Origin of the sequence: Streptomyces sp. NBC_01635 (genome assembly GCF_045209715.1) — a bacterium.
Taxonomy (GTDB): Bacteria; Actinomycetota; Actinomycetes; order Streptomycetales; family Streptomycetaceae; genus Streptomyces; species Streptomyces hirsutus.
The window spans coordinates 4,722,738-4,748,758 of sequence record NZ_CP109277.1; the positions used below are offsets into that span (position 1 = coordinate 4,722,738).

The 26,021-nt window shown below is 72.2% G+C and carries 21 protein-coding genes and 3 pseudogenes; 18 read left to right on the plus strand and 6 right to left on the minus strand.

The window, feature by feature from the left end:
* Positions 1–106: 106 nt before the first annotated feature.
* The 4 genes from OHB56_RS22005 to OHB56_RS22020 all read left to right on the plus strand — a co-directional run bounded on the left by OHB56_RS22005 (position 107) and on the right by OHB56_RS22020 (position 5,317).
* Positions 107–2,416, plus strand: a complete 2,310-nt coding sequence (locus OHB56_RS22005; RefSeq protein ID WP_406359186.1) for a penicillin acylase family protein — start codon at positions 107–109, stop codon at positions 2,414–2,416.
* Positions 2,409–3,020 (plus strand): GNAT family N-acetyltransferase, encoded by a 612-nt coding sequence (locus tag OHB56_RS22010; RefSeq protein ID WP_406355153.1) that lies wholly within the window; start codon positions 2,409–2,411, stop codon positions 3,018–3,020. The genes OHB56_RS22005 and OHB56_RS22010 overlap by 8 nt, the downstream gene beginning before the upstream one ends.
* 96 nt (positions 3,021–3,116) lie before the next feature.
* Positions 3,117–3,347 (plus strand): hypothetical protein, encoded by a 231-nt coding sequence (locus tag OHB56_RS22015; protein WP_406355155.1) that lies wholly within the window; start codon positions 3,117–3,119, stop codon positions 3,345–3,347.
* Positions 3,326–5,317, plus strand: coding sequence for a copper resistance CopC/CopD family protein (locus OHB56_RS22020; protein ID WP_406355157.1), 1,992 nt, complete (start codon positions 3,326–3,328; stop codon positions 5,315–5,317). Before OHB56_RS22015 ends, OHB56_RS22020 begins: the two co-directional genes overlap by 22 nt.
* A gap of 1,262 nt (positions 5,318–6,579) precedes the next feature.
* On the opposite strand, the gene OHB56_RS22025 is transcribed toward OHB56_RS22020, so the two are convergent.
* A complete protein-coding gene (locus OHB56_RS22025) occupies positions 6,580–6,801 on the minus strand; it encodes a hypothetical protein (protein WP_326753801.1) in 222 nt (73 codons plus the stop codon).
* Between the two features lie 82 nt (positions 6,802–6,883).
* Between OHB56_RS22025 and OHB56_RS22030 the strand changes: the two genes are divergently transcribed.
* Positions 6,884–7,597, plus strand: a complete 714-nt coding sequence (locus tag OHB56_RS22030; protein ID WP_406355159.1) for an ABC transporter — start codon at positions 6,884–6,886, stop codon at positions 7,595–7,597.
* 124 nt (positions 7,598–7,721) lie between these two features.
* Here the strand turns inward: OHB56_RS22030 and OHB56_RS22035 are convergent, their stop codons facing one another.
* Complete coding sequence (locus tag OHB56_RS22035) at positions 7,722–8,171, minus strand: DUF5707 domain-containing protein (protein ID WP_326753803.1); 450 nt, start codon at positions 8,169–8,171, stop codon at positions 7,722–7,724.
* A gap of 388 nt (positions 8,172–8,559) precedes the next feature.
* Between OHB56_RS22035 and OHB56_RS22040 the strand changes: the two are divergent.
* The 3 genes and pseudogenes from OHB56_RS22040 (at position 8,560) to OHB56_RS22050 (ending at position 12,095) form a co-directional block, all read left to right on the plus strand.
* Positions 8,560–10,979 (plus strand): annotated as a pseudogene (locus OHB56_RS22040) (histidine kinase).
* Positions 10,976–11,659 (plus strand): response regulator transcription factor, encoded by a 684-nt coding sequence (locus tag OHB56_RS22045; protein ID WP_326753805.1) that lies wholly within the window; start codon positions 10,976–10,978, stop codon positions 11,657–11,659. Before OHB56_RS22040 ends, OHB56_RS22045 begins: the two are co-directional and overlap by 4 nt.
* An 82-nt stretch (positions 11,660–11,741) precedes the next feature.
* The gene (locus OHB56_RS22050; RefSeq protein WP_406355161.1) at positions 11,742–12,095 is read left to right on the plus strand and encodes an SCO4225 family membrane protein; all 354 of its coding nucleotides are present in this window, start codon (positions 11,742–11,744) and stop codon (positions 12,093–12,095) included.
* Positions 12,096–12,380: 285 nt separating this feature from the next.
* Here OHB56_RS22050 and OHB56_RS22055 read toward each other — a convergent pair whose 3' ends face one another.
* Positions 12,381–12,779, minus strand: coding sequence for a nuclear transport factor 2 family protein (locus OHB56_RS22055; protein ID WP_326753807.1), 399 nt, complete (start codon positions 12,777–12,779; stop codon positions 12,381–12,383).
* Positions 12,780–12,880: 101 nt separating this feature from the next.
* On the opposite strand from OHB56_RS22055, the gene OHB56_RS22060 reads away from it, so the two are divergent.
* From OHB56_RS22060 to OHB56_RS22075, 4 genes are all read left to right on the plus strand, one after another.
* Positions 12,881–13,786: a LysR family transcriptional regulator gene (locus tag OHB56_RS22060; protein ID WP_326753808.1), complete on the plus strand. Its 906-nt coding sequence runs from the start codon at positions 12,881–12,883 to the stop codon at positions 13,784–13,786.
* A 98-nt stretch (positions 13,787–13,884) separates the two neighbouring features.
* Positions 13,885–15,879, plus strand: coding sequence for a cellulase family glycosylhydrolase (locus tag OHB56_RS22065; protein WP_326753809.1), 1,995 nt, complete (start codon positions 13,885–13,887; stop codon positions 15,877–15,879).
* Positions 15,880–16,499: 620 nt separating this feature from the next.
* Complete coding sequence (ctaD, locus tag OHB56_RS22070) at positions 16,500–18,209, plus strand: cytochrome c oxidase subunit I (protein ID WP_406355164.1); 1,710 nt, start codon at positions 16,500–16,502, stop codon at positions 18,207–18,209.
* A gap of 3 nt (positions 18,210–18,212) precedes the next feature.
* Entirely contained in the window at positions 18,213–18,770 is a 558-nt protein-coding gene (locus OHB56_RS22075; RefSeq protein WP_406355165.1) for a hypothetical protein, read from the plus strand.
* A 175-nt stretch (positions 18,771–18,945) separates the two neighbouring features.
* On the opposite strand, the gene OHB56_RS22080 is transcribed toward OHB56_RS22075, so the two are convergent.
* Positions 18,946–19,905 carry a LysR family transcriptional regulator gene (locus OHB56_RS22080; RefSeq protein ID WP_351122409.1) on the minus strand — a complete coding sequence of 320 codons (960 nt, stop codon included), beginning with the start codon at positions 19,903–19,905 and terminating at the stop codon, positions 18,946–18,948.
* Between the two features lie 270 nt (positions 19,906–20,175).
* Between OHB56_RS22080 and OHB56_RS22085 the strand changes: the two genes are divergently transcribed.
* The 3 genes from OHB56_RS22085 to OHB56_RS22095 all read left to right on the plus strand — a co-directional run bounded on the left by OHB56_RS22085 (position 20,176) and on the right by OHB56_RS22095 (position 22,574).
* Positions 20,176–21,150, plus strand: a complete 975-nt coding sequence (locus OHB56_RS22085) for a serine hydrolase (RefSeq protein ID WP_406355167.1) — start codon at positions 20,176–20,178, stop codon at positions 21,148–21,150.
* Between the two features lie 161 nt (positions 21,151–21,311).
* Entirely contained in the window at positions 21,312–22,298 is a 987-nt protein-coding gene (locus OHB56_RS22090; protein WP_406355169.1) for an MBL fold metallo-hydrolase, read from the plus strand.
* A 132-nt stretch (positions 22,299–22,430) separates the two neighbouring features.
* Positions 22,431–22,574 carry a hypothetical protein gene (locus OHB56_RS22095; RefSeq protein ID WP_406359324.1) on the plus strand — a complete coding sequence of 48 codons (144 nt, stop codon included), beginning with the start codon at positions 22,431–22,433 and terminating at the stop codon, positions 22,572–22,574.
* Between the two features lie 106 nt (positions 22,575–22,680).
* On the opposite strand, the pseudogene tnpA reads toward OHB56_RS22095, so the two are convergent.
* Positions 22,681–23,108 (minus strand): annotated as a pseudogene (gene tnpA / locus OHB56_RS22100) (IS200/IS605 family transposase).
* Positions 23,109–23,152: 44 nt separating this feature from the next.
* Here tnpA and OHB56_RS22105 point away from each other — a divergent pair.
* The 3 genes and pseudogenes from OHB56_RS22105 to OHB56_RS22115 all read left to right on the plus strand — a co-directional run bounded on the left by OHB56_RS22105 (position 23,153) and on the right by OHB56_RS22115 (position 25,429).
* Positions 23,153–24,370: an RNA-guided endonuclease InsQ/TnpB family protein gene (locus OHB56_RS22105; protein ID WP_406355171.1), complete on the plus strand. Its 1,218-nt coding sequence runs from the start codon at positions 23,153–23,155 to the stop codon at positions 24,368–24,370.
* Between the two features lie 19 nt (positions 24,371–24,389).
* Positions 24,390–24,743: pseudogene (locus OHB56_RS22110) on the plus strand (DUF5709 domain-containing protein); the annotation flags it as partial.
* A gap of 218 nt (positions 24,744–24,961) precedes the next feature.
* Entirely contained in the window at positions 24,962–25,429 is a 468-nt protein-coding gene (locus OHB56_RS22115; RefSeq protein ID WP_350845380.1) for an SRPBCC family protein, read from the plus strand.
* Positions 25,430–25,635: 206 nt separating this feature from the next.
* On the opposite strand, the gene OHB56_RS22120 is transcribed toward OHB56_RS22115, so the two are convergent.
* Entirely contained in the window at positions 25,636–25,809 is a 174-nt protein-coding gene (locus OHB56_RS22120; protein WP_406355173.1) for a hypothetical protein, read from the minus strand.
* Positions 25,810–26,021: the final 212 nt, after the last annotated feature.

Sequence of the window (26,021 nt, forward strand, 5' to 3'; positions counted from 1 at the left end):
CCGTGCCCTCCCGACCCCGCCCCTGCCCCCTCGCTCGTTCACCTTTCGCGTACGATTCCGCCACGGCTTGGTTAGGGGAGCCTAACCTAAAGTGAATGGGGGCACAGTGACCGGCGAGATCTTCCGGGACGCCTGGGGCATTCCGCATCTGCGCGCGGGTGACGCCACCGAACTCGCCCGTCTCCAGGGCCGGGTCACCGCCCTCGACCGGGCCTGGCAGCTGGAGACCGAACGGCACAGGGCGCAGGGCACCTCGGCGTCCTTCCTCGGCCCCGAGGCCCTCCCCTGGGACCGCTTCGCCCGCCGTGTCCGCCTGGCCGACACGGCTCGCCGCTGCCTCGCCGAACTGGACCGGCGGGACCCGGAGACGGGGCAGTGGCTCCGGGCGTACGTGGAGGGAGTCAACGAAGGGCTGGCGGCCCCGGACGCTCCCCCCTCCCCGGCATCCGATTCCTCCCCGGCTTCTGACCCCTCCCCGAGCCCCGGGCCCTCCCCGAGCCCCGGGCCCTCCCCGAGCCCCGGGCCCACCGGAGCTCCGGGACCCACCGCGGCCCCCGGATTCGCCGCGCCCCCCGGACGCGCCGCAGCCCCCGAGTTCGCCCGGGTCGCCCTCACCCCCGGCCGCTGGGAGCCCTGGACGCCGCTCGCGGTGTGGCTCTCCACGCACATCCTGTTCGCCGGGTTCCCCGCGAAGCTCTGGCGCGAGCGGGTCGTCGAGTGTCTCGGGCGGGACGCCGTCGGCCTGTTCGCCGCCGACGGTCCCGGCACCTCCGGAAGCAACGGCTGGCTGGTCGCCGGGGAGCGGACGGTGACCGGGCAGGCGGTGATCGCGGGGGACCCGCACCGTTTCATCGAGGACCCCGGCGTCTACCAGCAGATCCGTCTGTCCTGCCCGGAGTTCGACGTCGTCGGCATCGCCGTGCCCGGCGTTCCCGGCATCGCCCACTTCGGCCACACCGGCTCGGTCGCCTGGGCGATCACCAACGCCATGGCCGACTACCAGGACCTGTACCGGGAGCAGTTGCGCCGCACCGGCGCCGGTGTGGAGGCGCTCGGCCCGGACGGTGTCTGGCACCGGGCCGCCCGGCACACCGAGACCGTCGAGGTCGCCGGCGAGGACCCGGTCGAGGTCGAGGTGATCGAGACCGACCGGGGACCGGTGATCATCGGCGGTCCCGAGGGCCTCGAGGACGGTGTGTCCGAGCCCGGCGCTCCCCCGGTCGCCGTCGCCCTGCGCTACCCGCCCCGCGTCACCGGCGACCTGGGCTTCGGCGCTCTGCTGCCGCTGCTGCGGGCCCGCCGGGTCGCCGACGTGGACCGGGCCCTCGACCTGTGGGCCGAGCCGGTCAACGTGGTCCAGGCCGCCGACACCGAGGGCGGCACGCTGCACCGGGTGGCCGGCCGGGTGCCGGTACGGGCCGAGGCCAACCGGATCCGTCCGGTGCCCGCGTGGGAGCCCGGACACGACTGGCAGGGGTGGCACGAGTCGCCGCGCGCCGGCCTGACCGACGGCATCGCCGTGATGGCGAACCAGCGCGGCCCGGCGGCCCCCCTCGGCGTCGAGTTCGCCGCGCCGCACCGCGCCGAGCGCATCGCCGCGCTGCTCGCCCGGCGGGAGCACTGGTCGGCCGCGGAGATGCCCGCCCTCCACACGGACACCCACCTCGCCTCCGCCACAGCCCTGCTGGACCATGTCGCCGCCCTCGACGGTCTGACCGGCCCGGCGGCCGGCCTGCGCGGCCGACTGCTGGGCTGGGACCGGCGCATGGACGCGGACAGCACCGGCGCGGCGCTCCACGCGGCGGTGCGCGGCGCGCTCGTACGACAGCTCGCGCGGCACCCCGCGTTCGCCCGGCTGGCCACGCCCCCGGCCTACCCGGAGGTGTTCCAGCCCTGGCTCGCGCTGCTCCCGCGGATCGGCTACGCGCTGGAACACCTCCTGACCGCGAAGGAGTTGTACGGCATCGACCGTCCGGCGGCGGTGCGTGCGGCGCTGGAGGAGGTGGCCGCCCGGCCGCCGGCCGGCACCTGGGGAGACACCCACCGGCTGGCTCCCTGGCGGGCCCTTCCGCCCATGACGCCGTACGACGAACCCGCTCTGTCCGGCGACCACGACTGCGTGCTGTGCACCTCCTCGGTGCCCGGTCTCACCGACCTCGCGGCGCGCGGCCCGGCCGCCCGCTACGTCTGGGACCTGGCCCGCCGGGAGGACAGCCGCTGGGTGGTGCCGTTCGGCGCCTCGGGCGTCCCGGACTCGCCCCACCACCGCGACCAGCTGCCGCTGTGGCTCGCGGGGGACCTGGTCCCGGTCGTCACCGACTGGGACGGACTCCGCAGGGAGGACGTGGTCCGGGGCCGGGGCACTCATGAGGAGACCGATGGACTCGAGGAACTTCAGGAGGAGACCGATGTCTGACCCGTACGCGTCCCGCGCGGCCGTTCACGAGGACGTGGCCGACGGCTTCGGCTCCGTACGCGTGCTGCCGCTCGATCCGGCGGCGGACGCGGCCGTCCTGCACCGCTGGGTGAGCGGCGAACGCGCCCTCTTCTGGGGCATGAACGGCCTCACCGAGCAGCAAGTGGCCGAGATCTACGCCCATATGGACACGCTCGACACCCATCACGCGTACCTCCTCGTCAAGGACGGCGAGCCGGCCGCGCTGCTCCAGACGTACGAACCGGAGGCCGACCGGGTCGGCGACTGCTACCCCGTCGAGCCCGGCGACATCGGCATCCACCTGCTGGTCGCTCCGGCCGGCCCGGAGGGGGCGCGTTCCGGGTGGACCGGCGCGCTGCTGACCGTCATGGTCGGGTTCGTCCTGCTGGGCCCGGACCGCAGGCGCGTGGTGGTCGACCCGGACGTGGCCAACGAGAAGGTGGTCGCCCGTTTCCTGCGGCAGGGTTTCACGGCGGGCCCCGAGGTCGTCCTGCCCGAGATCGATCTGCCGGACGTGTACCTGCCGGAGAAGAAGGCCCAACTCGCCTTCCTCACACGGGAGGCGGCTTTCGGAGACAGGTGATGCGGACCGGCCGGCGGATCGCCGCCCCGCCGGGGCGGTGAGCATTCCGCGCCTCCCGTCCGTACCCCACCTGAAGCCGGAGTGCCGGAGTGCCGGATGGCCGGGATGCGGGACGGCCGGAGTGCCGGACGGCCGGACGGCCGGGAGGTGGGAACGACGTGCAGCGACGGCGCAGCAGGGCGGCGGGCGACGGTGGCGGACGAGGCGCGGGCGGACGAGGCGCGGGCGGACGGGGCGCCGGAACGGGCCGCCGAGCGGCGGATCGCGGAACGTTCGGTCGCGGAGCCCGGCGGCTTCAAGGGCTGGTGCTGCTGGGCACCGCGCTGATCCTGCTCCTCCTCGGCAGCGCCGGGCCGGCGAGCGCCCACGCGGCGCTCCGCGGAGCCGACCCCGGGGAGGGAAGCGTCGTCAAGTCCGCCCCCCGGCACATCACCCTGACCTTCACGGAGTCCGTCGCCCTGCTCGACGACTCGTTCCGGATCTACAGCCCCGACAACCACCGGGTTCCGCTGGATGAGCCGGAGCACGCCGACGGCAGGTCCGACACGGCGCGCATCGGCCTGCCCGACGGGCTCGACGACGGCACCTACACGGTCGCCTGGCGGGTGGTCTCCGCGGACAGCCACCCCGCCTCCGGCGCCTTCACCTTCTCCATCGGCAAACCCTCGCCCACCGCACCGATGGCGCCCGCAGCCCCGGCGGAGCACCCGATCACCGCGAGCCTCTACGACACCGGCCGCTATCTCGCGTACATCGCCGCCGCGCTGCTCATCGGAACGGTGGCGTTCGCGGCCCTGTGCCGGCCGCCGGACACCGCCCCGCTGCGGATGCCGCTGGTCACGGGCTGGTGGACGCTGCTGACGTCCACCGCGGTCCTCCTCGTGCTGCGGGCTCCGTACGAGAACGGAACGTCCCCGGCGACCGCGTTCGACCTCTCGGCCTTCACCGGCGTCCTCACCGGGCGGCCGGGCATCGCGCTGCTGACCCGGCTCGCCCTGCTGGCACTGGCGGCGGTGGTCTTCCTGCGCCTGCCTCTCCTGCGGAGAGATCACGGCGAGCCGGACGGCCGGACATCGCCCGCCCGGCTCGCCGCGTGCACCGTCCTGGCCGTCGCCCTCGCGTTGACGTGGGCTGCGGCCGAGCACGCTTCGGCCGGTATCCAGGTGCCGGTGGCGATGACGTCGTCCGTACTGCACCTGCTGGCGACGGCCTGCTGGCTCGGCGGCCTCACGGCCCTGCTCATCGTCCTGTTCCGCGCCGACGCCCCGCCGCCCGTCGCCACGGTCACCCGCTTCTCCCGTCTCGCCTTCCTCTCGGTGACGGTCCTCGTCGTCACCGGCGTCTACCAGTCCTGGCGGGGCCTCGGCTCCTGGTCGGCGCTCGCGGACTCGTCGTACGGAAGGACCCTGGTCGTCAAGCTCGTGGTGACGGCCGCACTGCTGCTGGCGGCGGGCCTGTCCCGCCGTTTGACGCTCGGCCTGGCGACGGCGGCCTCATCCACGGAAACGGAGACGGAGACGGAGATGGAGGAGAAGGGGAAGGAGAAGGAGGAGGAGAAGGCTGTGGAGGGGGCTACGGCGGCCGTGCGGGAACGGCTCCCGGAACTGGTGGCTTCCGCCACTTCGGACAAGGCACCGCCCACCGCCCCCGCGCTGCCCGCCTCCGACGACGGCACCCCGGACTCCCCGCCCCCCGCTCCGTCACCTGCCCTGCCGTCTGGCTCGACTCCGTCTGATCCGACTCCGTCTGGCTCGACTCCGTCCGATCCGACTCCGTCCGATCCGAACGAGCCGCCCCTCGACCGTTACCGTCGTGCCCTGCGCGTCTCCGTTCTGGTGGAAGCGGTGGTGGCGGTCGTGGTGCTGCTGGTCACGACGGTGCTGACCAGCACTCTCCCGGCCCGAGCGGAGGCCGAGGCCGCGGCGACCGGGACGGCCCCGATCGCCGGACTGCCCGCGGCGACGGTGGTCACGATCCCGTACGCCCTCGACGTCCCCGGTGGGAGGGGCAGCGTGCAGATCACTCTGGACCCGGGCCGGGTGGGTGAGAACGGCATCCAGGCGGTGGCTTTCGACCCCGCCGGTGCCCTGGATTCGATCCCGGAGCTCCGCCTCTCCTTCACCCTCGCCGAGAAGGACATCGGCCCCATCGACGCCGGACTGACCGACCGTGGCGGCTACTGGGCCACCAGCGACCTCAACCTCCCCCTGCCGGGCACCTGGACGATGAAGGCGACGATCAGGGTCTCGGAGGTGGACCAGGTGACCGAGTCCCACCCCCTGCGCATCGAACCCTGAGTCGCTTCGGCATCCGCCCCGGCATTCGCCCCGGCGTCCGCGTCCGCGGCCCTGCCGGTCCGTGGCCCCGCCGGCGACACGGCACGGTGTTCCTCGACGGCCGGGGACAGGCGGGAGTCCGGCTGTCCCCGGGTTCCGGGTCGCCGCGGTCGGACCTCCGTCGGCTTCTTCACGGGGGCGGCCGGGGCTGTGGCCGCTGTGCGGGGGCCGGGCCGGGATGCCCACGGACCCGGAGGCGGGTTCGGGTACGGGGCCGCCGTCATCGACGCCTCCGTCGGCTGCGCGGTGAAGCCCGGAGGGGAGGAGAGGCTGCCGTCCTGGGAGGTCCACGTCATGACGCCGAGGGTGGCGCCCGGACCGACCACGTTGAGGATCAGCGCGAGCGGAGGGTGGCTGCCGAGGGGCTCCTCGGAGTCGACCGGACGGGCAGCGGTTCCGCAGACCAGGGGCTGGGCCTCGTCGGACTTCGGCGGTGGGGTGCTCACCACACCGATGCGCTACGCGTCGGGCCGGGCGAGGTCGGCGCTGCCGGGGCCGGCCGGCGCCCGCAGGTGGCCGCCGATGGCCGGCTCACGAAGGAGTGTGGTGAACCACACAGCGGCAGTCGGGTGCGGGAGCCGGTGTGCTCGTTCCGTGACGGCCGGTTCGGTCGCACCGGAGCAGAGCCTTCCGGTGGGGCGGCAGGCGGCGTCCGGCGGGAACGTCCTGGCCCGGCAGCGGCGTCCGGGGAGCACGCCGAGGGCCGTGCCCGGCGGTGGGCGGGTGACGAACCGGCTAGGCGCCGACCACTCGAAGTCCCGGTCGGACGTCCCGGCAGGTCTGTCCGCGGGAGCCGGGGCGTCCGACCGGGGAGCCGGGTCCGCGGCACGACGAAGACCCCGGCTGCCGCGCAGTCCGGGGTCTGTCGTGCCTGTTCACGCGGCTGTGGCCTAGCGCGCCCTGCGGTGGGGCGTACTCGTGTCCAGGTCCGGGAAGGATGCTTGCGCCTCCTCGAACAGGAAGGTCTCGTCCTCCCCGAAGTCCGGGGCCTGGAAGGGGTCCGCCTCCGGACGGGGGGACGCTGTGGTGGCCTGGCGCGGCGCCCCTTCCGGGGCGGAGAACAGCGAGGTCGTGTCGATGAGAGGTCTCCGATTCGGTGCGGGGCCATGAAGGGGTCTGGCATGTCGTGACCGGGCCCGGCGGTCCTGGAGCCGCTGCTACGGCTGCGACGTCGGTCGCGGCGGCAGCCTCGGCCACAGCTGGAACTACGGCTACGGCTGGAACTACAGCTTGCTCATCTTGGAGTACGGGCTCAGGATTCGTTGCTGCGCCGAACCGAAATCCACGAGTGCCGCGATTCCGTCCTCGATGCCGATCACCCGGCCGAGACCGTACATGTCGTGCGTGACCTGGTCGCCCACCGCGAAGTGCTTGGGCGGCGGGGCGACCGGGGCTTTGAAGGGGCTGGTGGGCAGAATGCGCTTCGGTGCAACTGGCTTTGTCATTGTCTCCAGTATGGGCCTGCGAGCGCCGCTTGCTACCGCCCTCCACGGTTCACTACGCGCGGCTCCATGGGAAACTCGGGGCGTGATCGTCGAACGTGCGTACGTATCCGGGGTCTTACCCGACGAGGACGAGCGGGAATGGCCGTGGTCCGTGCCCTGTGTGCGGGGGCTGCTGGCGGACGGTCTGCGCCTCACCGCGCCGGTGACCTACCTGGTCGGTGAGAACGGTTCGGGCAAGTCGACCCTGGTCGAGGCTCTCGCCGAAGGCTTCGGGCTGGACTCCTGGGGCGGCTCGCACGACTGGCGCTATGCCAGTCACCGCCCGAAGTCGGTGCTGGGCGAGCGCATCCGCTTCGACGCGGCGCCGCGCGGTCGCCCCATGCTGGGCAGCTGGCGCGCCCGCAAGGGTTTCTTCCTGCGCGCCGAGACGGCGCTGGACGCGCTGGACCGGGAAGGGTTCGCGCCGGATTCGGTCAGCCACGGCGAGGGCTTCCTCGCGGCGTTCCGGGGGAAGTTCCTCCAGCCCGGCCTGTACGTGATGGACGAGCCGGAGGCGGCGCTGTCGTTCACCTCGTGCCTGGAACTGCTCGGCCACGTCGACCAGCTGGTGAGGAGTGGTGGCCAGGTCATCTGCGCCACGCACTCTCCGCTGCTGACCGCCCTGCCCGGCGCGGACATCGTCGAGGTCGGCGACCACGGCATGCGCCGAGTGGCCTGGGACGAACTCGCCCTGGTCGAGCACTGGCGCCGCTATCTGGCCGACCCGCGGTCCTACCTGCGGCACGTCCTGGACTGAGCCCGGCCGGCCGTCGGCGCCGTGTTCCGTGCGCGGCCGGGCCCTGCCGGGACCAGGTGCCCGGCCGTCATGTGACGGGTCAGTGCTCGGCAGGGCAGCGCTCGGCGGATCAGCGCTCGACGGGTCAGTGCTTGATCTCGAAGGTGGCGGCGGAGGGCACGAACAGGGTGTCACCGTCCTTGGCCGTCGCCAGCACCGTGATCTTCCAGGTGCCCGCCTCCAGCGCGGCCGCCTCCTCCTCGGTGATTTCCAGCGCGTAGGTGCAGCGGGAGGTCTCGTCCGAGGTCTTGCGGCAGGTGGCGGTCTCCTCCGTGTCGCGGAGTTCCTTCCCGGTCGGGTCCAGCTCCAAATCGGCGGGCCACGGCAGGACGTGGAGACTTGTGACGCCCGAGTCGTCGCTCACGTCCGTGGTGAAGGAGAACGAGCCCGCGCTGTCGCCGGACGGAGCGGTGTAGCGGGCCGAGCTGTTCTCCAGAGACAGCTTCGGGGGGCCCGAGGCCATGGCGAAACCGGCGGCGGCTCCGCCGACGACGAGAGCACCGACGAAGGACCCGATGAGAACGCGCTTGGACATGGTGAATCCCCCTGATGTGATCGAATTCGCTCGAATTCGCTCGAATTCGCTTGGACTTGCTTGGAATTGCTTGGCCGGTGGTGCGGAAGCAGGTGAGGTCGGACCTGCCGGACCGGGCGGCGGGAAGGCGGCGCGCCGTCCTGGACGGAACGGAAACCGCTGGTGGAGCCGGTGGCGGGCCGCTTTCCCGATGTGATCGAGACTATGGCCGGGGGCACCCCTCGGTCCTCGGGCCGGCGGACGATTGCCGCGTGCAACCGGAGGCAGAGAAGGCCGCGCGCAGTCTCCACCGGGCGGGTGTCACCGCCTTTGTAACCCAGGTAGGAGAAGGGGATCCACCTCCAGCCGGAGTCGGGCCGCCCACCTGCGGACATAGCCTTGTCGTCTCATGAAGCGAACCGACGACCGGCTGCTCCCGGTCCTGCTGATCTGTGCCCAGGCCGTGGTCTGGCCAGGGGCGGCACTGGTGCGCGGGACCGTCCCGACCGCTTCCGCCCTTCTCGTGGCGGTCCTGGTCGCCGGACCGGTGACGGCCGCGCTCGCCCTGCGCCGTACCCGCCCGGTGACCACCCTCGTCCTGGTCGCCGCCGCCTGCGCGCTGGGCGCCGGGCCGCTGCCTGCCGGGGCGATGGCGGTACTCGGGACCGCGGGTGTGGCACTGGCCCTGTTCACCGTGGCGGCCGAACGCGACACCTTCACCGCCCTGCTGTGCACGGTCGCGCTCGCCGTTTGGCAGGTCCTGTACTGGATCAGTCTGCACGGGCTCAGCGACCACGACGGGCTCGACCTCGTCCTCACCGCCCTGCTGTACGTCCTTGCCTGCGGGGCCGGCCTGTTCGCACGGCGGACCCGTCATGCACGGCAGGCGGCCGAACGGCTGTTGCAACGTGCCGAGTCCGAACGCCACCGGCTTCCGGCATTCGAACGACAGCGCATGGAAAGGGAGTTGCACGACGTCAGCGCCCACCATCTGACGGCCGTGGTGGTCACGGCGGGGGCGGCGCTCGGACTCCGGGAGAGCCGTCCCGAACTGGCCGACGAGGCGCTCCGATTCGCCGTCGGGACCGGTCACGAGGTCACCCTCGCGCTCGGCTCGGTGCGGGCGCCTTCGCCCTCGCGCGAGGAACTGCCGTCGCCGGAGGAACGGTTGCGCGACCTGGTCGAGGGGTTCCGCGGGCTGGGCCGGCACGTGGACCACGAGATCGGCCCCTTGCCGAACGGCGCCGTCGCCGACGCGGCTTTCGGCATCGTGCGCGAGGCACTGACGAACGTGGCCAGACATGCCCCCGGCGCGCACACGAGGGTGCGGTGCCAGTACGGCGACACGCGTACGGACATCGTGGTCACGAGCTCGGCACCGCCGGCAGGGGCGACGGCGCACGGCGCGAACCTCGGCGGGGGGCGCGGCACGGCCTTCCTGCGGTCCCGTGCGCGGGAGGCGGGTGGCACGCTGACCAGCGGCCCGACCGCGGACGGCGGTTGGGAGGTGGCGGCGGTCCTGCCCGGCCGGACCGCCGCCCCGGTCGAGCGGTCCGTCCCGCTCAGCTACCGCCTGGCGCAGCTGACGGCCGCGGTCGGCCTCGTCCTGCAACCGCTCCTCCCCGTAATGATCATCAGATCGGAGGACGTGTCGAGCGGGTCGACGCCGGCCGCCGGCGCGTTCTTCACCCTGCTCGCCGCGGCACAGGCGGTCGCGCTGCTGTGGCTCTGCGCCGGGCGCCCCGCGCGGCCACGGGCGCCCTGCTCGCGCTGGCCCCGCTGTGGCCGGTGGCGATGGCGGTCGGTGACTACACCGGGCCGGTCGTCCTGCCGCCCGCGCTGAGCATGCTCGCCACCTGCGGGGCGCTCGCCGTACTCGCCGCACACGCGGCCCGTACCGCCGCCGGCCCGTCCCCCGCCGGGAACCGTCCGCGCCCGCCCCGGTGGCTCCGTCCCGCCGCGGTGGCCGTGGGGAGCGGGCCCGCCGCGGTGACCGCGGTGGTCGCTTCGGTCGTGGCGGTGATGGTGCACGCGGCGGCGGCGACCGCCGCCGGCCTGGACCGGGACACGACGGCCCACATCTGGACGGTCGCCGTGCCGGCGACGGCCGGGGCGTCCGTGGCGGTCGGCGCGGCCCACTGGGGCGGGACCCTGCGCGGCCGGCGCGACCGGGCCGCGCGGGGCACGCGCGACGAACGTCTCGCCGCCTGGACCGAGGAGGCCGTCCGGGACGCGTGGGCCGAGCGCCGCCGGATCGCCGCCGGGCTGGAGAGCACCGTGCTGGCACGCACCGCCGACATGGTCGCGGAGGCGGAGGCGGGCCGGCTCGACGGGACCGCGGAACGCGCCCGCGAGGCCCTGGCCGCGATGCGCTCTCTCCTCGACACGGTCCGGGAGGGCGGGACGGAGGCCGCGCGGCGGCCGCAGCCCACCCTCCAGGCCCTCGACCTGCTCGCCCACCAGTGCCGGGCCACCGGTCGTGACGTGGAGATACGGCTGACCGACCGGGTGCCCGGCCGACTGCCCACCGCCGTGGACCTGACCGCTTACCATGCGGCGGAGACCGTGCTCGCGGCGAGCGGTGAGGGACCGGCGATCCTGGAATTCGACGCGTACGACGGCTCGTTGACGCTCACGGTCACCGGGGTGCCGGGCGCCACCCGCGGCCTCGTACGGGAGCGGTTGGCGGCGCGGGTCGCGGCCCTCGGCGGTACGGTGACCACCGGCCCGGCGGACACCCTCCGCCTCCGGCTGCCCCTTGCCCCGGGCCCGGAGGCCACCGGCGCGCCGGTCGCCGGGCAGGGGGACGAGGAGAAGAGGGAACGATGAGCCTCAAGGTGCTGGTCGTCGACGACCAGGGCATCGTACGGGCGGGGTTCGCCGCCGTGATCGGCGCCGAGGAGGACATGACCGTCGTCGGCGAGGCCGCCGACGGTGCCGCCGCGGTACGGCTCGCGGAGGAACTGGCACCCGACGTGGTGGTGATGGACGTCCGGATGCCCGAACTGGACGGCATCGCCGCCACCCGGATCATCACCGGCGGGGAGAACGCGCCCCGTGTCCTGGTGCTGACCACCTTCGACCTCGACGTGTACGTCTTCGACGCGCTGCGCGCCGGCGCCTCCGGTTTCCTGCTCAAGGACGTGCACCCCTCCGAACTGCTCCAGGGCATCCGGGTGGTGGCCTCGGGCGAGAGCGTGCTCTCCCCGTCCGCGACCCGCCGGCTCATCGGCCACTACGCGTCCGGTGAGCCCACCCGGATCCACGCCGCGAGCGGCCACCACGAGCTGGACAGCCTGACCGCGCGTGAGCGGTTCGTCCTCACCCTCGTGGCGTCCGGGCTCACCAACATGGAGATCGGCGCCGAACTCGGCATCACCGTCGGCACGGTGAAGTCCCATGTGAACGCGCTGCTGCGCAAGCTCGGGCTGCGCGACCGGGTCCAGGCGACGATCCTCGCGTACGACGTCGGCCTCGCCCACCCGAACCCGCCGGGCGCACACCTCTGACCCCTCGATCGTCTCCGACGTCATCGACGTCATCGACGCCACCGATGTCTCCGACACCTCTGACACCGAGAGACCCGCCACCATGACCGATTCCGGCCGATCCGCCAGACCCTCACGGCCTGGCAGATCCCTTTCCCGTTGGCTGCGCCGCGTCTTCTTCGGTGATGTCTTCGCCCTCGTCTACCTCGGGCTCTGTGCCGCCCTGCTCGTGTGGGCGATCACGGTGGCCGTCGTCGGCGCCGGGGAGGACGCGTCCTTCGCCGGAGTCATCCCGCTGCTGGCCACGGCCCCGGTCAGCCTGGTGTTGTTCGGGCTGCCGGGCGGTGCCGTGACGTTCATCGGCGCGGTGGTCGGTGGCGCGCTGCTCAACGCCGCGGTCATCGGCTGGTGCGCCCGCACACTGCGCCGCGGCGGCCGTCCGGACCCCGCCGACTGAGCGGCGGGGTGCCGCGCGCCACCCCCTGGCGTCACGATCCCGGCAGGCGCCGTCAGGTGTCGTCAGCTGTCGAAGCGGTGGCGGCGGGCGACCGGGCGCATTTCGGCGGCCGCCACCCGGCCACCACCCGGTCGGCACCGTCGTCGGCGTCAGCGAGTTGACGTTCCCCGGTCAGATCGTCGAGATCGGCTGCGTCGTCGACACGGGGCCGGCGGCGTAGGTCCGAGAACCGCGTCCGTCGACGGCCGGCGGTGTCCGGGCGACGCGGCCACGCGGCCGAAGGGATCAACGGGCGGGTGACACGAACTCGGGCTGGTCGAGCAGGCGCAGCCAGCTTCCGTCGGGCTGGCGCCGGACGACCTGCGCGCGGGCGCCCGCCCCGTCCCCCGGCGGCGTCGAGGTGAGGGCGATGTCGCCGCTGACCAGGGTCGGAAGCGGCTGTTCCGGCTCGAAGCGGGGGCGGTGGGCCAGCACCTTCTCCCACAGCGCGCGGATCGCCTCCCGGCCCACGGTCCGGTCGCCGGGCGGGTACGCCATCACCGCGTCCTCTTCGTAGAGCGCGGCGACTCCGGCCGCGTCACCGGCGTTGGACCGTTCGACGAACAGGCGGGTGATGTCCTCGGGCCGCATGGCCTTCTCGTACGCGGACCCGCCCTCGTACTGGTGCCCCGATGTTCCCGGCATGGCTGCCTCCCGATCTCGCTCGGACTTCGATGCCTCCAGCGTGGTCGCCCACCGGTCAGAAGTCCAACAGATGGATCTGCTGGGAACTAGAATCCACAGTCATGGAACTGAGGCAGCTGGAGTACTTCGTCGCGGTCGCCGAGGAGCGGAACTTCACGCGGGCGGCCGAGCGGGTCCGCATCAGCCAGTCCGGGGTCAGCGCCCAGATCCGCCGGCTGGAACGGGAACTCGGCGCCGAGCTGTTCGACCGGTCGTCGCGTGCCGTCACCCTCACCGTCGCGGGAAAGGCCGCGCTCGGACCCGCCCGTGCCGCGCTCGCCGCGGCCGGGGCGGTGGGCCGGGCGGTGGGCGAGGTCACCGGCCTGCTCCGGGGCCGGCTCACGGTCGGGATGGTCCTGGGCTGCACGGTCACCCCGCTGTTCGACGCCCTCGCCGCCTTCCACCGGGCACACCCCGGGGTGGAGATCGCTCTGCTGGAGGACAACTCCGACCGGCTCGTCGAGGGCGTACGCGCCGGCACCGTCGACCTGGCCCTCGTCGGAACCGCGGCCACCGCCCCGGACGGGCTGGAAGCGCTGACGATCATCAGTGAGCGGCTCGTGGCGGCGGTCCCGGCCGGGCATCCCCTGGCGCGGCAGCGGCGGGTCACGCTGCGCGACCTGGCCGCCCATCCGATCGTCTGCATGCCCTCCGGCACAGGGCTGCGCACGGCGTTCGACCTGGCCTGTGCCGCACAGGACCTCCGGCCCGTGATCGCGCTGCAGGCCGGCGCGGCGGACGCCGTCGCGGACCTCGCCGCCCGCGGACTCGGGGTCGCCGTCCTCAGCGAGTCGATGGCCGCGGGCCATGGCGACCGGCTCACCGCCCGCCTCATCGACGACGTCGACACACCGGTGATGCTCGCCCTGGTCTGGAAGAGCGGACAAAGCGCTTCCGCGGTAAGGGAGTTGCTGCACCACAGCCGACGGGCGTTCGCCGAGCCCGCCCCCGCCCCGGCCCCGGCGTGACCGTGCGGGTGGCCGGTCCCGCAGGTCTCCTCCGTAGGCCTGGACCCATGGCACCCCGTCCGTCATGATGACGTCGCCATGACAATTTAGTCCTCGGGGTGGTGACCGTGCGCGGATCCTTCGGCAGGGCGATTCTGGCCGCCGTACTTCTGCTGGCGCCCGTGACGCCCGCTGCCGCCGCCACCGCGATGCCGCAGGAGTCCGCAGGCGGACCCCCCTCCGTCTCCGGCCCCGCGACGACGGCCGGCACGAGCGCCGCGTCCGCCACAGTCGGCACGTCCGCCGCCTCCGCCCCCGACTGGTCCGCGCCGCTCAGCACGCGCGGCCGCTGGATCGTCGACGCGGACGGTGACCGCTTCAAGCTGCGTTCCGGCAACTGGCATGGCGCCAGCGGCACATGGAACGGTTCGGGCAGCGTGGACGACGACGCCAACCACCACGCGGGCGAGAACGCCGGCCGGATCCCCCTCGGCCTGGACCGCGCCCCCATGACCGAGATCATCTCCGGCTTCCACGAGATCGGGATCAACAGCGTCCGGCTGCCTTTCTCCAACGAGATGATCCACGACACCCGCCCCGTGACGGACGGCGCCGTCGCCGCCAACCACGCCCTGCGGGGGAAGACCCCGCTCGAGGTCTACGACGTCGTGGTCCGCGAACTCACCGCCTCCGGACTCGCGGTGATCCTCAACAACCACACCAACACCACCCGTTGGTGCTGCGGTGTCGACGGCAACGAGCGCTGGAACGCGAGCCGGTCCACCGAAGCCTGGGAGAGCGACTGGCTGTTCATGGCCCGCCGCTACCGGGACAACCAGCGCGTCGTGGGCGCCGACCTCTACAACGAGGTACGTCGGACCGTCTGGGACGACCCCAACTGGGGCCTCGGCGACCACCACGACTGGTTCACCGCGTCCCAGCGCGTGGGCGACCGCATCCTGACGGAAGCCGACCCCGACCTTCTCATCATCGTCGAGGGCATCAACTGGACCGGCATCCCCGTCGACGGATTCGCGCACGGACGCCCCACCCTGGAGCCCGTACGCCATCTCTCGCACACGCTCGTCGACTCCGGCAAACTCGTGTACTCCGCCCACTTCTACGGGTACACCGGCCCGAACCACAGCGGCGCCACCGGAATCGGTGAGACCACCGACCCCCGCTACCAGGACCTGAGCCCCACCGAGCTGACCGACGTCCTGAACCGGCAGGCCCTCTACGTCACCGCCGAGGGGGAGCGGCACTTCACCGCCCCCGTCTGGATCAGCGAGTTCGGCGTCGGCGGCCGTGAGGAGACGGGAGCGAAGCAGCGCGCCTGGTTCACGAACTTCGTCGACCACCTGATCCGTACCGACGCCGACTTCGCGTACTGGCCGCTCGTCGGCTGGCACGACAACCGCAGGGGCAACGGCTGGGCGCTGCTGCACTGGGACGCCGCGGGCCACCGCATGGGCCCGTACGACGGTGACGACTGGCGGGCCGCCGACTGGACCCGGCTCGTCGGGGCCCCGGGCCGCACCGGGCACATCGCCCCGGTGGCCGACTGGTCGATGCTCAGCCCCGACCACGCCGACTTCATCGCCTCGCGGCGCATGCGCGCGCTCCCCGACTGGAACTCCGGCGCCCGCAAGGCCGTCTGCCCCGACGGACAGCGCCTTCTCGGCCTCAGCCACACCGGCAACCGCGGCCTGTGCTCCGACGTGACCGCCGGACCCCTGGCGGCCCCGGCCGGCGGACACGAGGTGGTGGTCGACGAACGGCACGTCGGGCCCGGCGGCGACTGGGCCTCCGGATACACCAAACTCCAGTGCCCCGAAGGCCACTTCCTCACCGGTTACAGCGTCCGCGGCGCCGCCGTCTCCGCCGCCCTGTGCGCGGCCGCCCGGCCCGGCGCGATCACCGGCACGAGCGGCCGTACGGTCTGGTTCGACCGCGGTGACAACAGGGGCCCGGCCCCCCAGGGCGGCGACTTCGCCCACGGCCACTACAAGGGTCAGTGTGCCGCCGACGAGTACGCGGCCGGCATCGCCTACACCGGCCGCCTCGGCTCCTCCCGCACCCCGGACGCGCTGCACTGCCGCAAGCTGACCTGACCTGACCTGACCTGACCTGACCTGACCTGGCCTGACCCGTGCCGGTCGCTCGATTCCGCGGGGCCGGCCACGAGGTTGCGTCCGTACGTGGCATGGCGGTGTGCGCGAACACGGCCAGATGATCCGAAGCGTGGCGCACTGGCGTCGGACGGCGGTCGTGTGCTGCGGGGGAAGGCGCGGACGAGGACGGAACCTCTGTGCGCGCCGGCCGCGCGCCTCGGTGCTGCCTGCCGCACGAGCCGACCGTCAGGGGTGGGTGGGCGCCGCGATGGGCGTCCGCGGCCGGGAGATGTCCGGGCGTAAGCCGTTACCGCGGAGACCTCGGACCGGTCACGGCGCCAACGCCGTCACAGGCCGCACCGGCCGGCGCGGACGGACGGCCCGGCGACGAGAGCGCGTTCCGCACCGCCGGGCACATCAGGGCCGTTGGTCCCTCCGCCCGGCGGACAGTGGGGACTGTTCGGCCCTGTCCGACCCCCCTGCCCCGGCGGCGATCATGTGGCAGCGGCCGGGAAGCGTCGCGTCCACTCCCGTCCACTCGGCATCTCCCGGCTCGCCGACGCCTGTCCGAACACCTACGGACAGGAGCGGAGCGTGAGCAGAAGGAGAGGGCACCGGCGGTGGCCGAGGGGCAGATACAAGAGGTGGGGACCGCGGGGGCGCACGCCGTGGCCCCCGGCGCGGGCGAGGCGCTCGGGCGCCCCGGGAACACCGCGCCGGAGACAACGCGCGCGTCGTGGGTGGACTGGCTGACGACCACCGACCACAAGCGGATCGGGACGCTCTACCTGGTCTCCGCGTTCGTGTTCTTCGCCGTCGGCGGTGTGCTGGCGCTGCTGATGCGCGCCGAGCTGGCCCGGCCCGGTCTGCAGGTCATGTCGAACGAGCAGTTCAACCAGGCGTTCACGATGCACGGTTCGATCATGCTGCTGATGTTCGCGATGCCGCTGTTCACCGGGTTCGCGAACTGGATCATGCCGCTCCAGATCGGCGCACCGGACGTGGCGTTCCCGCGGCTGAACATGCTGGCCTTCTGGCTGTTCCTGCTCGGCTCACTGATCGCGGCCGGCGGCTTCCTCACCCCCGACGGAGCGGCCAGCTTCGGCTGGTTCCTGTACGCCCCGCTGTCCAGCGAGCTCTACTCCCCGGGCATCGGCTCCGACCTGTGGATCATGGGCGTGGCCCTGTCCGGCTTCGGCTCGATCCTGGGCGCGGTCAACTTCATCACCACGATCATCTGCATGCGCGCTCCCGGCATGACGATGTTCCGCATGCCGATCTTCACCTGGAACGTCCTGCTGACCGCTCTGCTGGTCCTGATGGTGTTCCCGGTGCTCGCGGCGGCGCTCTTCGCGCTCGAGTACGACCGGAAGTTCGGCGGGCACATCTTCGACGCCGCGAACGGCGGCGCCCTGCTGTGGCAGCACCTGTTCTGGTTCTTCGGGCATCCGGAGGTCTACGTCCTGGCCCTGCCGTTCTTCGGCATCGTCTCCGAGGTGCTCCCGGTCTTCTCCCGCAAGCCGATGTTCGGCTACATGGGCCTGATCGGCGCGACGATCGCGATCGCGGGCCTGTCGGTGACGGTGTGGGCGCACCACATGTACGCCACGGGCGGTGTGCTGCTGCCGTTCTTCTCCTTCATGACCTTCCTGATCGCGATCCCGACCGGGGTGAAGTTCTTCAACTGGATCGGCACGATGTGGAAGGGGTCGCTGAGCTTCGAGACCCCGATGCTCTGGGCCACGGGCTTCCTGGTGACCTTCCTCTTCGGCGGTCTGACGGGCGTCATCCTGGCCTCGCCGCCGCTGGACTTCCACCTCACCGACTCCTACTTCGTGGTGGCGCACTTCCACTACACGCTCTTCGGCACCGTCGTGTACGCGATGTTCGCCGGCTTCCACTTCTGGTGGCCGAAGTTCACCGGCAAGATGCTCGACGAGCGGCTCGGGAAGATCACCTTCTGGACGCTCACGGTGGGCTTCCATCTCACCTTCCTGGTCCAGCACTGGGTGGGCGTCGAGGGCATGCCCCGCCGCTACGCCGACTACCTGGCCGCCGACGGCTTCACCGCCCTCAACACCCTGTCGTCCATCGGGTCGTTCATGCTGGGCATATCGGTCCTGCCGTTCTTCTACAACGTCTGGAAGACGGCCAAGTACGGCAAGAAGGTCGAGGTCGACGACCCCTGGGGCTACGGCCGTTCGCTCGAATGGGCCACCTCCTGCCCACCCCCGCGCCACAACTTCACCTCCCTGCCCCGCATCCGCTCCGAATCCCCCGCCTTCGACCTCCACCACCCGGAGATCACCGCCCTCGAGACGGTGAACTGAACCATGGCCCATTCCGTCCTGGCCCTCGGTGCGGCGGTGGTGACCGCGGCCGGCTCCGTCTGGTACCTGCCGGCCCTCGCCGATCTGCGGGCCGGGGCCGACCGGCCCGCTTCCCGCCGCACCGGGGCGGTGGCCTGCCTCAGCGGCTGGAGCACGGCCGCCGCCGTCGCCGTACTCCTCCTCCTGACCGACAGCTGGTGGCCGCCCTGCGCGGCGGCCCTGGCGGGCGCGACCGCCACGACCGGCCTGTGGACCCGCGCGGCCGTCCACCGCCGACGCGGCGCACGCGAAGCAGCCCGCATCTGGGCACAACTGGGGTGGTCCGGTCCTCCCGAACGTTCCCGCACCGCCTTCGTCGCCGTCGTCCTGACCGGGGGCCTGGTCGCGGCCACGGCCACGGCCGCAGGCGTCCTCTGGGCCCACGGCCAGGACACGGCCCCGCTCTGGCCGGCCGCCGCCACTTCCCTCACCCTTGCCGCCCTCGCCCTCACGGCCACCCGCAGAGCCCACCACCGCGAGCACGGCGCCCCGGCCCGCACGGCAGGGGAACGAACGACATGACGTCCCGGGACGATGACCCGTCTCCGCAGACGCGCTCCTGCGCGCCCGATCAGCCGTGCGACGCACGGGCACGGCGCCGGCCCCCGCTCCTTGATCAGACCGAATCGGGCCGAATCATGCTGAATCTTCTCCGATCCGGATCTTCTCTGATCCGGACTGATTCAAACAAAAGGTCCTATCCGTAGACCACCGACCACGGGCGCGGGGAATCGTCCGGTGGGCGGGGAACACCGTCGCGCCACGGGGTCGCGGTGTGGTCGCGGGCCAGGACGTCGGCCGCGAGTTCCGCGAAGCGGCGGGCAGCCGGGTGAGCGCCGCGACCGGAGGGCCAGGCGCCGCTGATGCGCAGGGTGAGGGGGCGGCCGGCCAGGGGCCGCCAGGCGACGCGGGGCTCTTTACGGGCCACCGGCCCCTGGTCGAAGGCGACGCCGTGTCCCGCCGTCACCAGCGCGAGCAGGAACTCGGGGTTCGACGCGTGCCGTACCCGGCCGGGTACGAAGCCCTCCGCGCGGCACACGTCGAGGATCCGGTCGTACCAGCCGGGCGCGTGGGCCCGTGGGAAGAGCACCAGGTCGTGGCCGGAGAGCTCGCCGAGCGCCACTTCCGGCAACCTTGCCAGAGGTGACGTACGCGGCAGGACGACACCCAGATCGAGCGAGATCTCGGGGCCGAGCCGCAGTTCGGTGGTGTCGACCGGATGGTGCACGAGTCCGACGTCCAGCCCGCCGGAGGAGAGCAGCCGTACCTGCTCCTCGGTGGTGACCTCCTGGAGGTCCACGGACAGCCCGGGGGCGTGGTGCGCGCAGGAGGCGAGCAGGGCGGACAGCACGGCGGCCGTGGTGTCGGGCGGTACGCCCGTGCGGAGCGTGCCGAGGCCACCGTCGGCGGCGCGGTGGGCCAGGGTGCGCAACCGCTGTTCCCGGGCGAGCAGTTCATGGGCCTCGTCCAGCAGCACCGCCCCCGCGGCGCTCAAGCGGACGCCACGCTGCGAGCGGTCGAACAACTCCGCACCGAGTTCCCTCTCCAGCCTGCGGATCGCCTGGCTGAGGGGCGGCTGTGCCATGCCCAGCCGCTCGGCGGCCCGGCTGAAGTGCAACTCGTCGGCTACGGTGACGAAAAGGCGCAGGTGGCGCAAGAGATCCACGGTCGATGACCTTACGGGAAGGCCGTGGTGAGGATGACGCATCCGTGGCCGGGTCCCCCGGACGGTGGCCGGGTCCGAAGGACCGTCGGCCGCGACGCGTTGACGACCGGACGGAACCACCGACCGGGACGGGCCGATGATCAGGTGCCGGGGTGCCGGGGTGCCGGGGTGCCGGGGTGCCGGGGTGCCGGTGACCGGGGGCAGGTGACCGAGGGCGAGGGGCGGGGCCGATGGTCGAGGACCGAGGACCGAGGAGAAACAGTGATCGAGGAGCGGATCCGACAGGTCTTCGCCGAGGCGAGGGCCGAAGGCCGGCTGCACGCGGTACCGGTCCACGGGCCTGCGGGGGCGCTCGGGGAGACGGGTGCCGGGGCGGGTGCGAAGTCCGCGGCAGGGGCCGACGCGGCGACCGGCGCGGAGGAGCCGGGTGGGTGCGAGGTCGGCATCGGGGCCGACGACCCTGTCGTGATCGCCTCGATCTTCAAGGTGCTGCTGGTCCTGGAGTTCGCCCGGCAGGTCGCCGCCGGCCAGCTGGACCCGCGGGAGCGGGTGCGGGTGACCGCGGCCGACCGGCTCGGCGGCTGGGGGACCGCCGGCTGTCTGGACGACGTCGAGCTGTCGCTGCGCGACCTGGCCCACTTCGCGATGTCGGTCAGCGACAACTCGGCGGCCGACCTGCTGCTGGCCCGCGTGGGCCTGGACACCGTACGGCTGCTCGCGGCGGAACTCGGCCTGGAGCGGACCCGGATCGTGGGCGGACCGCGAGACCTGCTGGAGTCGATGCTCGCGGAGGTCGGGGCGCGCGACGAGCGGGACTTCGCCGTCCGCTACCCCGCCCTGCCGGACGACCGCAAGAGACGGCTGGCCGTGCTGGATCCCCGCCGCACCACGGCGAGCACGCCCCGCGAGATCACGCGGCTGCTCCGGCTCATCTGGACCGACGCCGCCGGCCCGCCCGAAGCCTGCTCGCTCGTACGTGACTTGATGGCTCGTCAAGTCTTCCGGCACCGGTTGGTGTCGGGCTTCCCGGACGACGTCACGGTCGCGGCCAAGACCGGAACCCTGCCGGGACTGCACATGGAGGCGGGCGTCGTCCGCTACCCCGACGGCGGGTGCTACGCGGTCGCCGTCTTCGCCCGCACGCACGCCCTGGCCGCTTCACGCCCCACGGTGGACGCCGCGGCGGGCAGGGCGGCCGGAATCGCGGTCGGCTTCCTGCGCGGTGCGGGCCGGTGACCGGAGCGCATATGCGTTCGCATATCGGTGTAGCCGAATTACGGTCTTGGACAAGGGAGTTGGCGTCCTGATCTTCTGACGCCATGACCCAGGACACACGTGTCACAGACCGAACGGACCGACCGGACGCGCCTTCCCGACGGGGCTTCGACCGTCGTACGGTGCTGCGCGGCGCCGCGCTCGGCGCGGCCTCCCCGCTGATCCCGGCCGCCACCGCCACGGCCGCCACGGCCACCGCTGCTGCCACGGCCGCCCCCGCCACCGCTCGTGGCAGTGGCCGAGCCGCCGGTTCGGCATCATGGCGCTGGCTCGGCACCGCCGGCTGGCGCATCGACGTCGGCGACCGGACCGTACTCTTCGATCCGTATCTCACCCGCTTCCCCACGGGCCTCTTCGACGGCGCCTTCGACCCGGGGACCCGTCTGCGCACCCGGCCGGAGGTCGTGGACGCGCACATCGGCCGTCCCGAACTCGTCCTGGTCAGCCATTCCCACTGGGACCACCTCGGCGACGTGCCGCACATCGCCAGAACCACCGGCGCCCGCGTCGTCGGCACCGAGACCACCTACCACCTGCTGGTTTCCCTGGGGGTCGACCCGGGACAGATCTCCGTGGTGAAGGGCGGCGAGGTGCTGGACTTCGGCGGGGGGATCACCGTGGAGGTCGTGCCGAGCCTGCACAGCCGCAACAAGAAGTGCGCCTACTTCGCCCCGGGCACGCTGAACGCCCCGCCCATGACGGCCCCGGAAACCATCTCGGACCTGCCGGAGGGCGACACCCTCGCCTTCCGAGTGACGGCCGGGGACAGCGGTCCGTCGGCGTTCCTCATGGGCGCCAGCGACTTCTCCGAACGGGCGGTGAGGGGTTTGCGCCCCGACCTCGCGATGATCGCCGTACCCGCGGGCACCGCCACCCATCGGTACGTACCCCGGCTGCTGCGCGCGCTGGACAGCCCGGGCGTCGTCGTCCCCGTCCACTGGGACAACTTCGAGGTGCCACTGAGCGGCTCCCCCGTACGGGACCCGTCGATGGACCTGGAAGCGTTCCTCACCCAGGTCGAGAAGGCGTCTCCGGCGACGCGGATCGTCGTCCCGGACTACCGCACCGTGTACGACGCCGCCATGCGTCCGGGAGGAAGCCGCCGGTGAGACCGGGACCCGGGACCCGGGAGCTGGGAGCCGGGGACCGGGGAGCCAGGGAGCCGAGGTAGACGGATCATGACCTGGGTACTCGTCCCGTCCTGACGGAAAACGTGAACCGAACCCCGGCCGGAGGCGGACATGAGCGACGAGAACAGGGCGGACGACGTCTACCAGCCCACCGGTGGCAACGAGCAGCAGGAGGACGCGTCGCCGCTGGACCTGCAGGACGCGGTGGACGAGCGTTCGTACGACGACATGCTGGACGAGGGCTACCGGATCTAATCGCAGTGCACCGGGCTTCAGCCCGGTGGTGAAGCGATTCTGAGAACTGTTCTGGCCTTCGTTGTGCGCACGGATCTGCACTGATGGCCTCGGCCGAAGCGGAGGATCAGGCCGGCCGGTTCTGCTGCTCGATGTACTGCTTCACGATCGACAGCAGGGCTCCGCCGACCGAGCCGGCGAAGTACGAGCCGGGCCACAGCCTGTTGGCCTGCCAGTAGTGCCGGACGAGGTCGGGGAACTCTCCCCCGGCCTTCGGCCGGGAGGTGCCCCCAGACGGAGTCTGCGGGAGGACACGCCTGTGAGGGAGTTCACCGGCTTCGACAGGGCGACCTTGGGCGGGAAGGTCACCAGCAGGTGGACGTGGCTTTTCTCACCGTTGAACTCGACCAGCTCGCACTCGAAGTCGGCGCACACGGCCCGCATGACTTCCTCCATGCGTGTCAGATGCCGGTCGGGGAACACCTTGTGCCGGTACTTCGTCACGAAAACCAAGTGCACATGAACGACGAAAGCACAGTGACGGCCCGTGCAAATGTTCTGATACGTGGCCGTAAGTCAACTGCAGTACGGTGATCGGCGTGCAGCTTCGGTACTCCTTCCGTCTGTACCCGAACGGTCCTCAGCGTGCCGCGCTGGCGAGGGCGTTCGGGTGTGCGCGAGTGGTCTACAACGACGCGCTGCGCGCCCGTGAGAGCGCTCGCGCCGCAGGCGAGGCGTTCCCGAAGACCGGGGACCTGTCGAAGCTGCTGATCACCGAGGCCAAGCTCACCGATGAGCGAGCTTGGCTCGGCGAGGTGTCCGCCGTGGTGCTCCAGCAGTCCCTGCGGGACCTGGACACCGCTTACCGGAACTTCTTCGACGGTCTCACAGGCAAGCGTCCGCGCATGGGCGCACCCCGGTTCAAGAGTCGCAAGGACAACCGGCAGGCCGTCCGGTTCACCGCCAACGCCCGCTGGAAGATCACGACCGGCGGCGACCTGTCCCTTCCGAAGATCGGCGACGTGCGGGTGAAGTGGTCCCGCAACCTGCCCTCGATTCCGTCCACGGTGACCGTGATCAAGGACGCGGCCGGGAGGTACTTCGCGTCCTTCGTGGTCGCGACCGATCCCGTCACGCTGCCCGGGACCGAATCCGTCGTCGGCATCGACCTCGGCCTGGGACACTTCGCCGTCCTCTCCGACGGAACGAAGATCGACGCCCCGCGCTTTCTGCGCAGGGCCGAGAAGAAGCTCAAGAAGGCACAGCGGAACCTGAGCCGCAAGGCGAAGGGCAGCAACAACCGGGACAAGGCCCGCATCAAGGTCGCCCGCGCTCACGCGCAGGTGGCCGACGCGCGGCGCGAGTTCCACCACCAGCTCTCCACTTGCCTGATCCGCGACAACCAAGCGGTCGCGGTAGAGGACCTGGCGGTGAAGGGGCTCGCCTGTACGCGCCTGGCCAAGTCCGTGCACGACGCGGGATGGTCCGCGTTCGTGGCGATGCTGGAGTACAAGGCCGCCAAGTTCGGTCGCAGTTTCCACCGTATCGGGCGGTTCGAGCCGACCTCTCAGGTCTGCTCGGTCTGCGGCGTCAAGGACGGCCCCAAGCCCCTCCACATCCGCTTCTGGGAGTGTGGGGCCTGCGGAACCCTCCTCGACCGGGACATCAACGCGGCGGTCAACGTCGCCAGGGCCGCCGGACTGGCGGTTTCAGCCTGTGGAGCGCAGGTGAGACCGGTACTTGTACCGGCACAGCGCGTTGAAGCAGGAACCCACCGAGACGGTCGGACGACCGTGGTAGGAATCACCTCCCTCTAGGGAGGTGAGCGGAAGTCAATCCCCGCCCGAAAAGCCGCTGGGCGTCACCAAGCCCGGCACCACGGCCGCTGAGCAGTACGAGGGCGAGTCCCTCGACGAGAGGCTGCGACAGGAGGTTCCCGACGTGGAGGTGCCGGCCGGGGACGGTGTGGGCGACCTGCCCGGCGGTGAAGGGGAACCGCGGGACCCGGAGACCGGCACCGACCGCGCGGGGCGCATGGTCGCGCCGGACGAGGGCACGCGGACGGACACCACCGCGGAGCTGGTCGCCGACGACCAGGGCATCGACGGCGGGGCGGCGGGCGCCGAGGAGGCCGCGGTCCACGTGGTGCCCGAGGACCAGTCGCCCCCGGCGGACGGACGCGGGGAATGAGCGGACGGACGCGGGGAATGAAGGGAACGGCCACGCGCGCGGCCTGTGGCCTGTGCGGTCCGTGGACCCGTGGGGAGCAGGCCGGCCTGCTCCCCGGGAGGGCGACCGCCGGAGCCCCCGTGAGGTGGGGGACGGATGCCCCGCGATACGAGGGTCTTCACACCGCTGGAGCTGGGTACCCGGCGTCGTGCGGAACGGCCGCAGACCAGGAGGAATCAATGAGCACGGTGAAGGAAGCGGTGGACGTCGAGGTGCCCGTCCACACCGCCTACAACCAGTGGACGCAGTTCGAGGACTTCCCGAAGTTCATGGAGGGCGTCGAGGAGGTGCGGCAGCTCGACGAGCGGCGTAACCACTGGCGGACCAGTATCGGCGGGGTGCGGCGCGAGTTCGACACCGAGATCGTCGACCAGCTGGCGGACGACCGCATCACCTGGCGGTCCGTCGACGGCGAGACCCGGCAACGGGGATCGGTCAGGTTCGAGCGGCTGGACGACACCCGCACCCGCGTGGAGCTCACCATGGACGTCGAGCCGTCCGGCGTGGCCGAGAAGGGCGCGGACATGCTGGGCATGATCGACCGCCGGGTCAAGGGAGACCTTCACCGCTTCAAGGAGTACATCGAGCGGCACGGTGGAGAGACGGGTGCCTGGCGAGGACGCCTCCGGCCCGGGGACGCCGGTTAGGCCCACTGAGGCCGGGGAGAACTTCGTGCGGTCGGCGGATCAGCAGAGGGAGCCGGCCGGCGGGCACGCGGAACAGGCACGCGGAAGGCGGGGGCTCCTCCGGAACCGGAGGAGCCCCCGCACGCCACCGACGTCCACGCCGGAGGCGAGGAATCGGCCTACCGGGGCCGCCCCCGCGCCGTCACCTGCGAGGGCGTGCCGGCCGCTCAGTCCTCGCCCCGCACCACGTTCCAGTCGCCCCTTCGCCGTATCCGCCCAGCGTCGGCGTCGAGCGTCGCGCGCTCACAGGTGCGTATGCGCTGCCCGCGCAGACGGCGCGCCCTCGCCCAGCCCGTTTCGGCCGGGCGCACGGTGTACTTCTTCCTGACTTCCGCAGTCACGGCGGTCCATCTTCCTTCTGAGTCATTCCCGTTGGGGCCGGCTTGATTTCCGGCTCCTCCTGCCTTTCCCTCTCGGGTGTCCCATTGGGGCCATGGAAAACGTTGCCCGGCCGGCTCGCCCGACCACCGGCCGTCGATCGGCCGCATGTGCCGGGGGTCGTCCGGATGGTGGTCGGCCGACGTCCGTGGCCAAGCCCCTGCCCCTGCCCCGC

Coding starts and splice junctions, on each gene's coding strand:
- OHB56_RS22010 (WP_406355153.1), top strand. CDS start 2,409: ATGTCTGACCCGTACGCGTCCCGCGCGGCCGTTCACGAGGACGTGGCC.
- OHB56_RS22015 (WP_406355155.1), top strand. CDS start 3,117: ATGGCCGGGATGCGGGACGGCCGGAGTGCCGGACGGCCGGACGGCCGG.
- OHB56_RS22025 (WP_326753801.1), bottom strand. CDS start 6,801: ATGACAAAGCCAGTTGCACCGAAGCGCATTCTGCCCACCAGCCCCTTC.
- OHB56_RS22035 (WP_326753803.1), bottom strand. CDS start 8,171: ATGTCCAAGCGCGTTCTCATCGGGTCCTTCGTCGGTGCTCTCGTCGTC.
- OHB56_RS22045 (WP_326753805.1), top strand. CDS start 10,976: ATGAGCCTCAAGGTGCTGGTCGTCGACGACCAGGGCATCGTACGGGCG.
- OHB56_RS22050 (WP_406355161.1), top strand. CDS start 11,742: ATGACCGATTCCGGCCGATCCGCCAGACCCTCACGGCCTGGCAGATCC.
- OHB56_RS22055 (WP_326753807.1), bottom strand. CDS start 12,779: ATGCCGGGAACATCGGGGCACCAGTACGAGGGCGGGTCCGCGTACGAG.
- OHB56_RS22060 (WP_326753808.1), top strand. CDS start 12,881: ATGGAACTGAGGCAGCTGGAGTACTTCGTCGCGGTCGCCGAGGAGCGG.
- OHB56_RS22075 (WP_406355165.1), top strand. CDS start 18,213: ATGGCCCATTCCGTCCTGGCCCTCGGTGCGGCGGTGGTGACCGCGGCC.
- OHB56_RS22095 (WP_406359324.1), top strand. CDS start 22,431: ATGAGCGACGAGAACAGGGCGGACGACGTCTACCAGCCCACCGGTGGC.
- OHB56_RS22115 (WP_350845380.1), top strand. CDS start 24,962: ATGAGCACGGTGAAGGAAGCGGTGGACGTCGAGGTGCCCGTCCACACC.